The sequence below is a fragment of the Desulfuromonas svalbardensis genome, assembly GCF_055389415.1.
The window spans coordinates 3001703-3015760 of sequence record NZ_AP042416.1 but is presented as its reverse complement, the minus strand read 5'-3'; the positions used below and the strand labels follow the sequence as shown (position 1 = coordinate 3015760).

The following is a 14058-nucleotide window of genomic DNA, read 5'->3' as shown; positions in this document are numbered from 1 at the left end:
GAGGGAGTTATTTATGGTTTTGTTACGCATTGGTATTACAGTGGTACTGTTTCAATTATTGCTGGCGGGGTGCAGCATGGTGGAGCCGATGAATGGTTCTGAGGGACCCGGATTAGACGGGTGTTGTGGCTCGTTGAACGTTGAATATCAGAAGGTTGTATGATTTCTTTGAAGAAGCCAACCATCTAACAGTAGATGGTTGGCTTCTTGTTGATCTTGTTCATTATTTACTTAGAGTTTGTCGGCTTCTTTCTGCTGACAACATATCCCCGTTTATTCGAACCACTGGTTGTCTCTTTTGCTGAATTCCCTTTATCTCCAGAACGGTTCGGACGTTGGTTGGTCCGTTTGGTCTGGTTTGAGCGATTATTCTTATTCTGTGCTCCTGAACTGTTATTGCGGCCATTTTTTATTGGTTCTGCCGCAATGTTTGGATCAGGTTCGTAGCCGTCGATCTTTTCGACAATGATTTTACGTTTAAGCAGTTTTTCAATGTCACTAAGCAGTTTTATCTCATCGATACACACTAAAGAGATCGCTGAGCCTTCGTTTCCTGCGCGACCTGTTCGACCAATTCGGTGAACATAATCTTCCGATACGTTAGGTAGTTCATAGTTAACAACGTGAGGAAGGTGGTCAATGTCAAGCCCACGCGCTGCAATATCAGTTGCCACCAAAACACGGACAGAACCCTTTTTGAAGTCAGCAAGCGCTCGAGTTCGAGCCCCCTGACTCTTGTTACCGTGAATCGCTGTCGAACTAATACCATCTTGCTCTAGTTGGCGAGAAAGACGATTAGCGCCATGTTTTGTGCGCGTGAATACCAATACTTGCTGCCAGTTACGAGAACCAATGATGAAAGAGAGAAGCTCGCGCTTTCTTTTCTTATCAACATGATATACCGCTTGATCTACGGACTCAGCTGCAGTGTTTCGCCGTGCTACCTCTATTAGTGTTGGGGTATTGAGCATCCCATCAGCTAATTTTTTAATTTCGTCGGAGAAAGTAGCTGAGAAAAGGAGGTTTTGGCGTTTTTTTGGTAGTAAAGCTATCACCTTACGAATGTCATGAATAAAGCCCATATCTAACATGCGGTCGGCTTCGTCAAGGACAAGAATTTCAACTTTGGATAAATCGAGAGTCTTTTGGCTGACGTGATCTAGAAGTCGGCCAGGTGTGGCAACAAGAATGTCAACGCCACGGCGCAGGGTTTGGATTTGGGGGTTAATTTTAACACCGCCAAAAATGACTGCTGAACGAAGCGGGAGATAGTTTCCATAAAGTTCGACACTTTCACCAACCTGCGCAGCTAGTTCACGTGTTGGTGTTAGTACGAGTGCCCGAACAGGACGCTTATCACTCTCACATTTTCGTTGGCTTAAAAGTTGTAGTAACGGCAAAGTGAAACCAGCGGTTTTACCTGTACCGGTTTGGGCGCCGCCTAAAACGTCATGTCCCTTTAGTATCAGAGGGATGGCTTTAGCTTGAATAGGGGTTGGTTCACTGTAGCCTTGTTTGGTTACAGCTTGAAGCAGTTCGGTCATAAGACCGAGATCGTTGAACGACATGTAGGATTAAACTCCGAAATTGAATCGGCCTACCCAGTTTTAATAATCTGGGAACGGTTTTAGGCTGGAAACATTTGATTGTGGTGTCTGAGGAATTGGAAAAAGAACTTATCTGGGACACAAAAAGATGCCAACCGATGGACATCAAGAAACTTAAACACTATCAGTCTTTAATGGTATTGTCCAACAGTTTAGCTCGTCCATTGCGTGTGCCTGAGTAATAATGCCGCGCTGATGACCGTGATCTATAAAACGGTGCCTTGAATGGGCGACGTAATTCTGTTTGTTTTAATCGTTGACGGCTCAATCCACTACCAATGAGAAATAGCGTTACTGATAAGCATTGCTTTGCCGCCATTGATAGAAAACACCAACTGGGTTCGAGGGCAGGTGTTTGGCTTCTGAATAGTGCTGCCAGAATAAACCCGCCAATGAACATGGGGAAACTGGGCCGTTGATCTGATTTGAGCAGTAGCACTGCAAAACCATAGGGCGTGATTTATTTTACCGTGGTGGCACAATGTAAGGCTTTATTTCCGTAACGCGCTGCGGCACCGACAACACTACTGGTCTCGTGGATGGACATTCCTGATTAGGGTCCAATTGCTGGTGGCCATACTTAATTTGTCTTAGTTGTTTTGGGTAGATAGGTAAACTAATGTTTATTTTTCATTGGCAAAAAAGCTAAGTATTTTCTTGATATCGTGCTTATGTGTAGAATCAAGCTGATCAAGCTTTTTGTATGATTTGTAAAACTTCAATCGTTGCGTACGGGTTAAAATTTTACTACCAACCTTATCAAGGCAAGCAAGGTCCTTAATGATACCGCGTTTGCGTAGCCAACTATATTGTTTACGACCAAGTGGACAATCGAAAAAATAGACCTGAGGTTCAACATCGTTGCTGACAAGAATATTTCGCCATTTTAGATCCCAATGGACAAAACCGTGATCATGAAGTCGCTTCGTGTAATCCGCACATTGGTTGATAACGCGATTAAGCCAGTTAGGGGTGTGAAACAAAGAGCGTCCAGTTTTAGCCAAGGTCGCCAAATCTTCGGATTGTATTTCTTCAGTAATTAATGCACCAAGGCTGAATTGACCGAATTCAAATTTTTGACCATAGGCCACGAGTCGTGGTGTCGGAATACCGAGTTGCTGAAAATAGAGCAGGTTTTCCCATTCGCCCCGAATACGGCCACGGCCCAAGTAGTGGCGGATCCCTTTTCCGTTGCGGTGGTAAATTTTGACATAGTAGGTCGTGCCGTTTACCGATATTTTTTTAACGTGACTGATTGGATCTCGAGAAATAATATCCCCATGCTGTTCAACCGCATCTTGTAATGTGTTAAAGGCGGAACTTTCTTGTTTGTTGCCAAGAACGTTCCAAAAACTCGTACGATTGTTTTTACCCATTAGGGCCCCCCCCCAATTATATTTTGTCATGACAAAATATCGTATAAACCATTTCAGAATATCGATAGGATTGGATGTGATAAATATGTAGGATTATTTGTCGCTGATGTCTAAATTTTAGATTATGAGATTAGGGTGCCTCGTGTTGCTGAAGCATTGAAATGAGGTAGTCATGTATTTTAACAGTGCTACCCATTTTTAGAACTTCATTGGCAATTTGTGTTGCTCTGGCACACGAAAGGTCTGACAGGAACGCTTTAGTCCGTGGAATAAATGGAGAGACCATCGAGAATTCTCGAATTCCAATTCCTAAAAGAACTGTAAAACTAAGCGGATCCGCAGCCATTTCTCCACACAAGCAAACTCCTTTTCCAAGTCGCTTTGCCGTGTCATTCACATATTTGATCGCTTGTAAAATGGACGGATGAAGAGGGTTGTAATATTTGTTAACTAACGGATTGTTACGGTCTGCTGCCAACATGTATTGCACAAGATCATTGGTACCAAGGGCGAAAAAATCAACCTCTTCAGCAAGAAATTTACACATTTGGACTGCGGCAGGAACCTCAATCATGACACCGATGGGGATATTCTCTGCAAAAGGTATTTTCTCGCTACGTAAATTGTCTTCGGCTTCTTTGATTACCTCTTTGCACGCATGAACTTCCTCGATGCCTGAAATCATAGGGAAAAGAAGTTTCACTGAGCCGTGAATACCAGCCATGAGAATCGCTTCAATTTGGGTACGAAAAATATCACGATTATCAAGTGATACGCGCACTGATCTCCAGCCCATAAAAGGGTTATCTTCTACTGGTGGTGGGAAGTAGGGCAGTGCTTTATCACCACCAATATCTAAAGTACGAATCGTTACCGGCCCGTCAAAACTTTCTACGATTTTACGACACAACTGGTATTGGTCGTTCCGATCAGGAAAATTGGTACGAGTCATATAGGGAAATTCAGTACGGTAGAGTCCCACACCGTTCGCACCGTTACGTTGAGCAATGGCGACATCACTTATTAATCCGATGTTAGCGCGCAATGTTACTGGAACCCCATCTTTAGAAACCGCTGGCCGGCGACGATACTTATTGAGTCGGTGAACTTCTTTACTGCTGTCATCCTCTAGTCGACGGTATTCATCGATAATTGCTTCAGCAGGGTTGATAAATAGACAACCTGAATTAGCATCTAAGATAACGTGGCTGTCATGTTTGACGGCTTTTAATGCCCCTTTTACCGCAACTAATGCTGGGATGCCAAGCGACTTTGCCATGATAACAGCGTGGGAATTTTGTTCACCCGCTTCGGTGACAATCCCTAGCAGTTTCTCGTGGTCAAGAATAGCCATATCGGATGGCAGGACTTCACGGGCAAAGAGAATACCGGGTCGTTTAAGCTGAATTGTTTTATTTTTTTTACCCGTAATATTACTGAGCAGGCGGCGACCAATATCAAGCGTATCCGTGGCACGTTCACGCAAATAAGCATCATCCATCTTGGTAAATGCTTCAGTGTATTGTCCGATCACTTTCTTTAGGGCGTAGGGGGCACTGTGTCCGCGATTGATCTCATTCGTCATCTGATCAATAAAACTGCGGTCTTCGAGAATCATAAGGTGGGTGTGGAAAATTGCAGCATCTTCTTCCGATAGCCGTTCGGCAACCCTCTTTTTAAGAGATAATGTCTGGATTCGTGTTTCTTCGAGTGCTGCATTTAAACGAGAAACCTCTTTTTTGATGTCGATATCGTGTTCATCGAATATATCAGCAAGACCGCATTTGTCGTCGAGAACATGCACAGCCCCTGACACAACTCCGGGGTATGCCACCGTGCCACGTAGTGCAACGGCAGCCATCGATTCTTCTATATTTTCATCAATTGTGGTGTTGATGTGAGGTTCGTTTTTGTTTTTAATCGAATTCAATAATTTAGCGTTGATGACAACTGCTGATATTTGAAAGCCAATCGTTGAAAGAGTACTGATTTCAGTCGGTGAAAACGCTCTTTTTTTAGTGCTTTGCAGAGTAATAACACCAATCGGGGTGCGGCGATCAAAGAGTGGAATAGCGAGAAAGCTGTGGAACCGCTCTTCGCCAGTTTCATGAAAGTAAAGATAGCGTGGATGGTCTTCAGGATCGATGATGGAGACAGGGTGGCCGTGTTCAATGGCCATCGTTGATAGACCTTCGCCGAGCTCCATTTTAACTCGACCTACGGCTCCTTGAGTTAGCCCTTGTGAGGCGCGTAACCAGAGTGTTTGTCCTGTATCATCTAGTAAATAAATGGAGCATACTTCTGAACCCATTCGACGGGCAACCAACGTAACGACATTGTTTAGAGTTTCGTCTAAATTGTGTGATTGAAGAATTAAGTTACTGATATCTTCAAGTGTACTGAGTCCTGAATGTACTGAAGTATGTTCGTTCATTATAGCAAATTTGCCCACGATGATTTGACACCATCAACCACCAAGGTGTCGTGAGCTCTCCAGAAGGGGTATCAAAGAAGCATTTAGCTCTCTTTAGGATTAATGTGATATGCAAAGACCTTAAGTTGGTCATTGATTGTTGCATCAGACGCTAAACCGGAGATGATTGTGTGAATTGCTTCTCGCTCTGCATCGCTGTGAACATGGCCCTCAAGGGTGATGGTACCCGAATTAACGGATATTTGTAGGTGGTAGCCGTCAACACATTGAGACTTCATAATCTCAATCTCAATTTGTTTGCATTGGATTAAGTCAATGAGCTTGGTCTTGCAGCGTTCGCGGTTTTCGGTTAGATTTGTTTCTGTGATTCCCTGACAAATTAATTCCACCGTTTTTTCTTCTGAAAGTTTTGAGGTGTTGACAGTTAAATCATAGTAATAGGGGTCGTTCCAATCACGGTCAAAATAATATTTAATAAAACCAGCGCGTTGCTGATCGCTCTTACGTACTAAGATACGAGACAAATCAGGATCTAACCATTCGCGCTCAGCCCAACGTTCGACACGGGTGTCAAAGGGAGCAATAATACGAACCCTAAAAACGCTACTGACATCTTCTAAAAGATCTTGGCCACCACGACCATATATAACGACATTGCCTTTTAGGGCATACTCAAGAACAATTTGTTCGATGCGGTGGAGGTCAATTTCAAGACTTGTATCAAGACTTTCGACGAATGCAGGCGGTTTTTCGTCTGCCTTTTCAACTGCGGCCGCAGTGAGTCCATGTTGATCAGCGACTTTAAGGATTGCTTCGCCATCGATGAGAGTGTATCCCAGTGTATCTGCGAGATTACGAGCAACGATTTGTCCACCACTACCCATTTCGCGCGAAATTGTGATTATAGCCATCAGTGACTCCCAGCATTTGATTAAATTAAATTTGAGCTGAATTCTAGCAATTACTTATAGTGTTTACAAGATATTAGTCACAGACTAAGCCATTCATAAGGTTAGAGCTGTGCCGCTGGAACTAATTTGTTCAGTTGGTGTCGTTGTTAACTAAATTTGAATAGCTCGATGAAACCACGGCGCAGAAATTATTTGTATGCTGGCTTGTGGTCAAAATAGTGCAGTGTGTCTAAAAAGCGGATGGTGCGGCTTTTGGAGCGCATAACGATGGTGTGTGTCTCAGCACCACCGGAAAAATAGCGTACACCGCGCAGTAGATCACCACTGGTAACGCCTGTGGCGGCAAAAAATACATCGCCTTGAGCCATCTCTTCGGCGGTGTAAATTTTATCAAAGTCAGTGATTCCCATTTTCGGTGCGCGTTGTCGCTCTTCATCAGTTGTGAAAACCAGACGTCCTTGCATATCGCCACCAAAGCATTTAACTGCTGCCGCGGCGAGCACACCTTCGGGGGCACCTCCCATACCTAAAACCATGTCAATGCCACTATCGAGAATTCCCGTAGCAACAGCTGGAGCGACATCGCCATCTGAGATCAGTTTGATTCGGGCGCCACACTGACGAATATCGGCTACCGCTTCATCATGGCGAGGGCGGTCGAGTAGCACAACGGTTAAATCTTCAAGTTTACAGTTTTTAGCTTGAGCAATTCGTTTAAGGTTAACGCTTGGGGCATCATTAATATTGATGCAACCATGACCCGCGGGGCCTACGATAATTTTATCCATATACATATCTGGTGCATGAAGAAAACCACCTTCAGGAGCAATCGCAATGGTGGCAATGGCTCCAGGTCCACCTTTTGAACAGAGGATAGTGCCCTCGAGGGGGTCAACTGCGATGTCAACTTTACGGTGTCCTTCAGAGCCTACTTTTTCGCCAATGTAGAGCATTGGAGCTTCGTCCATCTCCCCTTCACCAATAACAACGGTTCCGTCAATCAGGAGTGTGCTTAATGTTTGTCTCATGGCAGTCGTGGCAGCGTCATCAGCAGAAATTTTGTCTCCTCTACCAACCCAGCGTCCGCACGCTAGTGCTGCTGCTTCAGTGACTCGTGCCAGATCCAGTGCTAAGCTTCTATCCATTGTTGATACTCCTGAACGATAAGGGGGGATTTACGTCTAGTATTGCCATTTAAAGCGGTGTTATGATTGCATAGATGATCGATTGAAACAATTGCTAATTCCAGTCCGTACAATCCAACGTATAATTATAATGATATGTAACATATAGGAGCTGAACTTTCACATGACTAACTCAATCCAAAACAACCAACAAGGTTGTGGCAACGAAGCTCTCGAAGAGTTTGTCCACAAGAAGATTTCTGAATGTGGTGGCATCCCTTTTTCAGAGTTTATGCAACATTGTTTATATCACCCGCAATATGGTTATTACATGCATTCGCGTTCACGGATTGGTTCACAGGGCGATTTTTTCACCTCATCTTCCGTTCATCGCATGTTTGGTATCTTAATTTCTCATCAACTCAAGCAGATGTGGCAACTACTTGGCTCGACAGATTTTACCGTGGTTGAGCAAGGAGCTGGAGAAGGGCATCTGGCTGCTGATATCTTAGATGCTTTGCGAACTGAGGAGCCAGACTTTTATCAATCCCTGCGCTATCGTATCGTTGAGATCAGCCCTGATAATCGTCAACGGCAAGCGGAAACATTATCCGCCCATAAAGATCGTATTGACTGGTGTAGTTTTGATGAGCTAAACGCGATTCAGGGTTGTTTTTTGAGTAATGAACTGATTGATGCTTTCGCTGTTGCTGTGGTTGAAAAGCACGAGGCACAGCTCCATGAAGTGTTTGTTGTAGAGAAAAATGGGGGGTTGTGTGAAGAGCTCAGGTCGCCTATCTGTCCTGAGATACAACAGCACTTCGATGATCTTGGCGTTGAACCCGTAGAGGGCAACCGGGCTGAGGTGTGTCTGGAAGCTTCTCAATGGATGACTGCGGTTTCAGAGAAATTAGAGCGAGGGTTTGTGATGACCATTGATTACGGTTACCCTGCCGAAGAGTTATATGCTCCGTTTCGTCGTCAAGGTACTCTGATGTGTTATCATCAACACGTTGCAAACGACAACCCCTATCTAAATATCGGTTGCCAAGATATTACCGCTCATGTTGACTTTACATTATTGCAGCAAGGTGGTGAGAACAATGGCTTAGAAACCTTATATTTTGCTGAGCAATATCGTTTTTTGATCGGCTTGGGGTTTGTTGAAGAGATCGTCCGTTTGCAACAGCAAGAACAAGATGAAAAGAAAGCATTGGCTCTGCGGATGACATTGAAAAACCTCATTCTTCCTGACGGTGGTATGGGTGAAATTTTTAAAGTATTGATACAGGGTAAAGGGGTTGGAACGCCTCAGTTGGCGTGCTCAAGATCGTTGCGCGATATACCGGTTGAAGCATTTGCTGGACTATAGATGACACACTAAAACATAGAGGAGACGAGTATGTTAAAAGAGCAAATTGAGGCTGTATTAGATGAAGTTCGTCCGACATTGTTAGCCGATGGTGGAAATGTTGAATTGGTTGATGTGACGGATGATGGTGTTGTTAGTGTAAAGTTGGTGGGTGCATGTAGTACATGCCCTATGGCAACAGTCACCCTGAAAATGGGGATTGAACGAGCGCTGATGGAGAAGATTCCAGCTGTTACCGAGGTTGTACAGGTTCGCTAACACCGACTGGTTAATGTAAAAGAGAGGGGCCATTGATTGGCCCCTTTTTAGTGTGTGGTAATCTGAATGCTCTAGTGTTAAGTGTGGCGAGTACTTTATTCAAGAGAGTAGGCGGTAGAGCGTTGGCCGTATGCTTTATTTTGTGTCAGAATTAGTATGTAACTGAGCCTTTAATTAACTCTAAGGGGAGGGGCGATGTCAACGTGGTTAGATGAATTTTCCACCTATTTAGCTGTTGAAAGAAATATGTCACCGCACACCTGTTGTGCTTACCTGAGCGATATTAATGCTTTTATTGCTTTCTTGATTCCAGAGCAGAGCGACATCGATGTAGATCAGGCTATAGCAGGTGTTGATAAATTATGTTTTCGGCACTGGATGGCTGAGCTGATGAAGGAGCGTAAAAAAATAACAGTTGCTCGTAAGTTAGCATCTTTACGTTGCTTTTATCTTTATTTGACTCGTCAAGGCTATTTGTCGGCTAACCCCACAGAGACTATATCGTCACCACGTTATGAACATTATTTGCCAACCACTCTTGATATCGATGATATCTATCATTTGCTCGACCATCAAATTGAAAAAACGCCTAAAAATATTCGAGATCGAGCTATTTTTGAACTCATTTATTCAAGTGGTTTGCGCGTGAGTGAGTTGATTGGGTTGAATGTTGGTGATCTTCAGGTTCGTCAGCAGGTTGTTCGTGTGCTTGGTAAGGGGGGTAAAACTAGAATTGTCCCTGTTGGCAGCAAGGCGTTAGCGCGTGTTGCAGAATACTTGGAGCATCGTCGTTGTTATGAGCCCGAAGATCCACTTTTCGTAAATCGAAGTTCAGGACGGTTAAGCTCACGTACCGTGCAACGTAATTTAAAGCAACAACTCTTACAGGCAGGGTTGCCCGCTGCCGTTACTCCACACTCCTTACGTCACAGCTTTGCGACACACCTTCTTGGTGGCGGAGCTGATTTGCGAGCGATTCAAGAGATGCTCGGACATAGCTCCTTGTCCTCAACTCAAAAGTACACCCACGTGAGTGTTGAACAAGTGATGGGGGTCTACGATAAGGCTCATCCTCGGAGCCGAAAAAAAGATAAATAAAAAGCCCTGCTGGTATTCCAGCAGGGCTTTTTATTGTGCAATCTATACAAACTATTTAGTCTTCACAGAGATCAATTTTAATGTCCCAGTTCTTAATCAACATTGTGCCATTTTCTGCCAAGTTTTGTTGCATCTTGAAGCAGCGGTCAAACAGTTGAGGCTCATGACCAACACCTTTTTCGATACACACTTTTGTTGCCAGATCCAAGTACTCTTGCATGATTGGCTTGTAAGAAGGATGCACGCATTTATCAATAACAAGTTGTGCCCGCTCTTTTGGCGCTAAACCACGCAAGTCAGCAAGACCTTGCTCAGTGACCAACACATCAAGGTCGTGCTCAGTGTGATCAATGTGTGGCGCCTTAGGAACAACGCAAGTGATACCGATCGGATCTGTCTTGCTTGGGCGAGTTGAAGGAGAGTGCATAATCTTCAAGAAGCCGTTACGTAAGTAGTCGCCAGAACCACCAAGACCGTTGATCATACGAGTACCACCAACCAATGTTGAGTTAGCGTGTGCATACATGTCAAATTCAACAGGTGTGTTCATCGCAATAACCCCTAGACGACGGATCGGCTCAGGTGCATTGGAGATTGAAAGAGGACGCATGATCACTTTGTCCGCATATTTATCCCAGTTTTTAAAGAAGCGTGGGAAACCTTCAGTCTCGGAAAGAGAGAGTGAGCAGGCTGAAGCGTATTCAAGTTTACCTGAGTCTAAGAAGTCAAGCATGGTGTCCTGGAGAACCTCTGTAAATACAGTTAGGTTCTTAAAAGGACCATTAGCTAAGCCACCGACAACAGCGTTAGCGATTGATCCAACACCTGATTGAAGTGGGAGGAGGTTCTTAGGTAGGCGGCCAGCTGCAACTTCTTCGGAGAAGAAATTCATGATGTGACCAGCAATGGCTTCTGATGTTTCGTCAGCGCCAGCAAATGCACGACCTTTATCACGGCTCTTTGACTCAACAACTGCGATAACTTTTTCAGGATCACATGCGAAAGACTCTGTACCGATCCGGTCACTCGCCTTGCTGATCAACATGGGTTGACGCATAGGTGGCTTTTGTGGGACGAGGCAGTCGTGCATGCCGCGGAATGAAGGCTGTCCAGTGTTAACTTCAAGGATAACCTTATCAGCGATCATTAAGATCTCACCGATAACACCACAAGAAGAAGTCGGTACGAGAGAACCATCTTCGAGGATCTCTGAAACTTCGATGATAGCAATATCAATTTGTGGTGTATAGAAACCGTAACCTAGATCTTGAGCAAACAGGGAAAGGTGCTTGTCGCCCATACGGATCTTACCAGTATTGATCCCTTTAGCGATGTTCTTACCTGTTTGATAAGGCCAGCGACGATCGATCATATCAAGAGTTGCCCAACGATCTTCTGTTTCAGCACCGACAGAAGCACCGATGAACAAGTTAAATTTTAGCTCACCTTGAAGATTATTCTTCTCAACGTGATCAGCTAATGCGATGGGTACCGCTTTTGGGTAGCCAGCAGGGGTGAAGCCAGACCAACCGAGGTCCATACCGTTTTTGAAAAATTTGACGCAATCTTCAGCGGACATTACTTTGTCCATCATTGACTTGCGATGAACACGACTTTCTAAAGTACCGAATTCTGACATTGACTGTTCCTCCTTGAAATTAAATAAAATAAAGGTGTGTTGTACTCATTTAGCGAAACTAGTTACAGGGATAATGTTTAAATAATGAGAACGTCTCAGCTAAACAACAGATTTCGTTGGTGCAACAGAAGAAAGGATCTCAATAAAGTAAGTATTCTGTAAATAGAATAGCGTTATAGTTTTCTTGTATAGTATGAGGTGATGTTTTAGTCAAGTGAAAAACTTGGTAGTTTTTTTCTAATAACGTTTAGTTTTCTAGGCTCTGTATACGAATATTGTTGGGTTGAATATTCTCTAACATGCCGATATGCCGATATAAGTATAGTATGGAGGTAGGGTAGTATTATTGTGAGTGGGTATGGGTTAAATTGTTGAAAAGTTAAGTATGTGTAAAAAAAATTACAGATATGGTGTTTTATTATCGTCATGGTCGACTGTTGCAGATTGTGGTAAATAATTACATATGGTGTTTTATTTGGAGTGTATTCTAATAAAAAAAGCTCTACTGGGAAACCAGTAGAGCTTTTTTGTTGAGCTATTTTGGGTCAATTTAGTCTTCGCAGAGGTCGACTTTGATGTCCCAGTTTTTGATCTTCATGGTACCGTTTTGAGCTAAGTTTTGTTGCATCTTGAAGCAACGGTCAAACAGTTGAGGCTCGTGACCAATACCTTTCGCGATACATATTTCTGTAGCCGTGTCCAAGTACTCTTGAATGATTGGCTTGTACTCAGGGTGTACGCATTTATCAATAATAAGTTGTGCCCGCTCTTTTGGCGCTAAGCCACGTAGGTCAGCAAGACCTTGCTCAGTGACCAACACATCAAGGTCGTGCTCAGTGTGGTCAACGTGAGGTGCTTTAGGCACGATGCAAGTGATACCGATTGGATCAGTCTTACTTGGGCGAGTTGAAGGTGAGTGCATAATCTTCAAGTAACCGTTACGCAAGAAGTCACCAGAACCACCAAGGCCGTTGATCATACGAGTACCACCAACAAGAGTTGAGTTGGCGTGTGCGTACATGTCGAATTCAACAGGTGTATTCATCGCAATGACCCCTAATCGACGGATCGGCTCAGGTGCATTAGCAATTGATAGTGGGCGCAGGGTGATTTTGTCTGCATACTTGTCCCAGTTGTCTAAGAAACGTGGAAAACCTGGTGTTTCAGAGAGAGAAAGGGAGCAAGAAGATGCTGCATCCAATTTACCTGAATCAAAAAGATCCAGCATGGTGTCTTGGAGAACTTCTGTGTAGACAGTTAGGTTTTTAAAGGGACCTTTTGCCAGCCCACCAACAACAGCATTAGCAATAGAACCAACACCCGATTGAAGAGGGAGGAGGTTCTCTGGTAAACGGCCAGCTTTAACTTCTTCGGAGAAGAAATTCATGATGTGACCAGCAATGGCTTCTGATGTTTCGTCAGCGCCAGCAAATGCACGACCTTTATCACGATTCTTTGATTCGACAACGGCAATTACTTTGTCAGGATCACATGCAAAAGACTCTGTGCCGATCCGGTCACTCGCTTTGCTGATCAACATGGGTTGACGCATAGGTGGCTTTTGTGGAACGTAGCAGTCATGCATGCCGCGGAATGAAGGCTGTCCAGTATTTACCTCAATAATAATTTTATCAGCGATCATCAAAATTTCGCCGATAACACCACAAGAAGAAGTTGGTACGAGAGAACCATCAGCGAGGATCTCTGAAACTTCGATAATCGCAATGTCGATTTGAGGTGTGTAGAAACCGTAACCTAAGTCCTGAGCAAACAAAGAAAGGTGCTTGTCGCCCATGCGGATCTTACCAGTATTGATCCCTTTAGCGATGTTCTTGCCTGTTTGGTAAGGCCAGCGACGGTCGATCATATCAAGAGTGGCCCAACGATCTTCTGTTTCAGCACCGACAGAAGCACCAATGAACAAGTTGAATTTTAGCTCACCTTGAAGATTATTCTTCTCAACGTGATCAGCTAATGCAATGGGTACCGCTTTTGGGTAGCCAGCAGGGGTAAAACCAGACCAACCGAGGTCCATACCGTTTTTGAAAAACTTGATGCAATCTTCTGCGGACATTACTTTGTCCATCATTGACTTGCGATGAACACGACTTTCTAAAGTACCGAATTCAGACATTGAAAAATTCCTCCTTGAACAGAATTTAAGAAAAACCCATAGAGTCGAATCGTCGACAGGGCGAATTGAAAAAACATAGTAAAAATTTTATTTTTAATTCGTATT

Annotated in this window: 11 protein-coding genes; 4 read left to right on the top strand and 7 right to left on the bottom strand. The window is 43.9% G+C overall.

Annotated elements, in window-relative coordinates:
• Positions 1 to 13 precede the first annotated feature (13 nt).
• Positions 14 to 163 (top strand): hypothetical protein, encoded by a 150-nt coding sequence (locus ACZ5KY_RS13530; protein WP_464244425.1) that lies wholly within the window; start codon positions 14 to 16, stop codon positions 161 to 163.
• A 64-nt stretch (positions 164 to 227) separates the two neighbouring features.
• Here the strand turns inward: ACZ5KY_RS13530 and ACZ5KY_RS13525 are convergent, their stop codons facing one another.
• From ACZ5KY_RS13525 to glpX, 5 genes are all read right to left on the bottom strand, one after another.
• On the bottom strand, positions 228 to 1568 hold the full coding sequence (locus ACZ5KY_RS13525) for a DEAD/DEAH box helicase (RefSeq protein WP_464244424.1): 1341 nt from the start codon (positions 1566 to 1568) through the stop codon (positions 228 to 230).
• Between the two features lie 662 nt (positions 1569 to 2230).
• Complete coding sequence (locus tag ACZ5KY_RS13520; RefSeq protein WP_464244423.1) at positions 2231 to 2983, bottom strand: lipopolysaccharide kinase InaA family protein; 753 nt, start codon at positions 2981 to 2983, stop codon at positions 2231 to 2233.
• 130 nt (positions 2984 to 3113) lie between these two features.
• On the bottom strand, positions 3114 to 5417 hold the full coding sequence (gene ptsP, locus ACZ5KY_RS13515) for a phosphoenolpyruvate--protein phosphotransferase (RefSeq protein WP_464244422.1): 2304 nt from the start codon (positions 5415 to 5417) through the stop codon (positions 3114 to 3116).
• Between the two features lie 83 nt (positions 5418 to 5500).
• Positions 5501 to 6328 (bottom strand): cytidylate kinase family protein, encoded by an 828-nt coding sequence (locus ACZ5KY_RS13510; RefSeq protein ID WP_464244421.1) that lies wholly within the window; start codon positions 6326 to 6328, stop codon positions 5501 to 5503.
• Positions 6329 to 6516: 188 nt separating this feature from the next.
• Positions 6517 to 7473 carry a class II fructose-bisphosphatase gene (gene glpX / locus ACZ5KY_RS13505; RefSeq protein WP_464244420.1) on the bottom strand — a complete coding sequence of 319 codons (957 nt, stop codon included), beginning with the start codon at positions 7471 to 7473 and terminating at the stop codon, positions 6517 to 6519.
• Positions 7474 to 7636: 163 nt separating this feature from the next.
• Here glpX and ACZ5KY_RS13500 point away from each other — a divergent pair, with 163 nt between their 5' ends.
• The 3 genes from ACZ5KY_RS13500 to xerA all read left to right on the top strand — a co-directional run bounded on the left by ACZ5KY_RS13500 (position 7637) and on the right by xerA (position 10180).
• Positions 7637 to 8824 carry a class I SAM-dependent methyltransferase gene (locus tag ACZ5KY_RS13500; RefSeq protein ID WP_464244419.1) on the top strand — a complete coding sequence of 396 codons (1188 nt, stop codon included), beginning with the start codon at positions 7637 to 7639 and terminating at the stop codon, positions 8822 to 8824.
• 30 nt (positions 8825 to 8854) lie between these two features.
• Positions 8855 to 9082 (top strand): NifU family protein, encoded by a 228-nt coding sequence (locus ACZ5KY_RS13495; protein WP_464244418.1) that lies wholly within the window; start codon positions 8855 to 8857, stop codon positions 9080 to 9082.
• A gap of 195 nt (positions 9083 to 9277) precedes the next feature.
• Positions 9278 to 10180 carry a site-specific tyrosine recombinase/integron integrase gene (xerA, locus tag ACZ5KY_RS13490; RefSeq protein ID WP_464244417.1) on the top strand — a complete coding sequence of 301 codons (903 nt, stop codon included), beginning with the start codon at positions 9278 to 9280 and terminating at the stop codon, positions 10178 to 10180.
• Positions 10181 to 10235: 55 nt separating this feature from the next.
• On the opposite strand, the gene ACZ5KY_RS13485 is transcribed toward xerA, so the two are convergent.
• Entirely contained in the window at positions 10236 to 11819 is a 1584-nt protein-coding gene (locus ACZ5KY_RS13485; protein WP_464244416.1) for an acetyl-CoA hydrolase/transferase C-terminal domain-containing protein, read from the bottom strand.
• 550 nt (positions 11820 to 12369) lie between these two features.
• Positions 12370 to 13953, bottom strand: a complete 1584-nt coding sequence (locus ACZ5KY_RS13480) for an acetyl-CoA hydrolase/transferase C-terminal domain-containing protein (protein WP_464244415.1) — start codon at positions 13951 to 13953, stop codon at positions 12370 to 12372.
• Between the last annotated feature and the right edge of the window lie 105 nt (positions 13954 to 14058).

What these genes read in the sequence shown, in the direction of transcription:
- ACZ5KY_RS13530 (WP_464244425.1), top strand. Translation starts at nt 14, where the DNA reads ATGGTTTTGTTACGCATTGGTATTACAGTGGTACTGTTTCAATTATTG.
- ACZ5KY_RS13525 (WP_464244424.1), bottom strand. Translation starts at nt 1,568, where the DNA reads ATGTCGTTCAACGATCTCGGTCTTATGACCGAACTGCTTCAAGCTGTA.
- ACZ5KY_RS13520 (WP_464244423.1), bottom strand. Translation starts at nt 2,983, where the DNA reads ATGGGTAAAAACAATCGTACGAGTTTTTGGAACGTTCTTGGCAACAAA.
- ptsP (WP_464244422.1), bottom strand. Translation starts at nt 5,417, where the DNA reads ATGAACGAACATACTTCAGTACATTCAGGACTCAGTACACTTGAAGAT.
- ACZ5KY_RS13510 (WP_464244421.1), bottom strand. Translation starts at nt 6,328, where the DNA reads ATGGCTATAATCACAATTTCGCGCGAAATGGGTAGTGGTGGACAAATC.
- glpX (WP_464244420.1), bottom strand. Translation starts at nt 7,473, where the DNA reads ATGGATAGAAGCTTAGCACTGGATCTGGCACGAGTCACTGAAGCAGCA.
- ACZ5KY_RS13500 (WP_464244419.1), top strand. Translation starts at nt 7,637, where the DNA reads ATGACTAACTCAATCCAAAACAACCAACAAGGTTGTGGCAACGAAGCT.
- ACZ5KY_RS13495 (WP_464244418.1), top strand. Translation starts at nt 8,855, where the DNA reads ATGTTAAAAGAGCAAATTGAGGCTGTATTAGATGAAGTTCGTCCGACA.
- xerA (WP_464244417.1), top strand. Translation starts at nt 9,278, where the DNA reads ATGTCAACGTGGTTAGATGAATTTTCCACCTATTTAGCTGTTGAAAGA.
- ACZ5KY_RS13485 (WP_464244416.1), bottom strand. Translation starts at nt 11,819, where the DNA reads ATGTCAGAATTCGGTACTTTAGAAAGTCGTGTTCATCGCAAGTCAATG.
- ACZ5KY_RS13480 (WP_464244415.1), bottom strand. Translation starts at nt 13,953, where the DNA reads ATGTCTGAATTCGGTACTTTAGAAAGTCGTGTTCATCGCAAGTCAATG.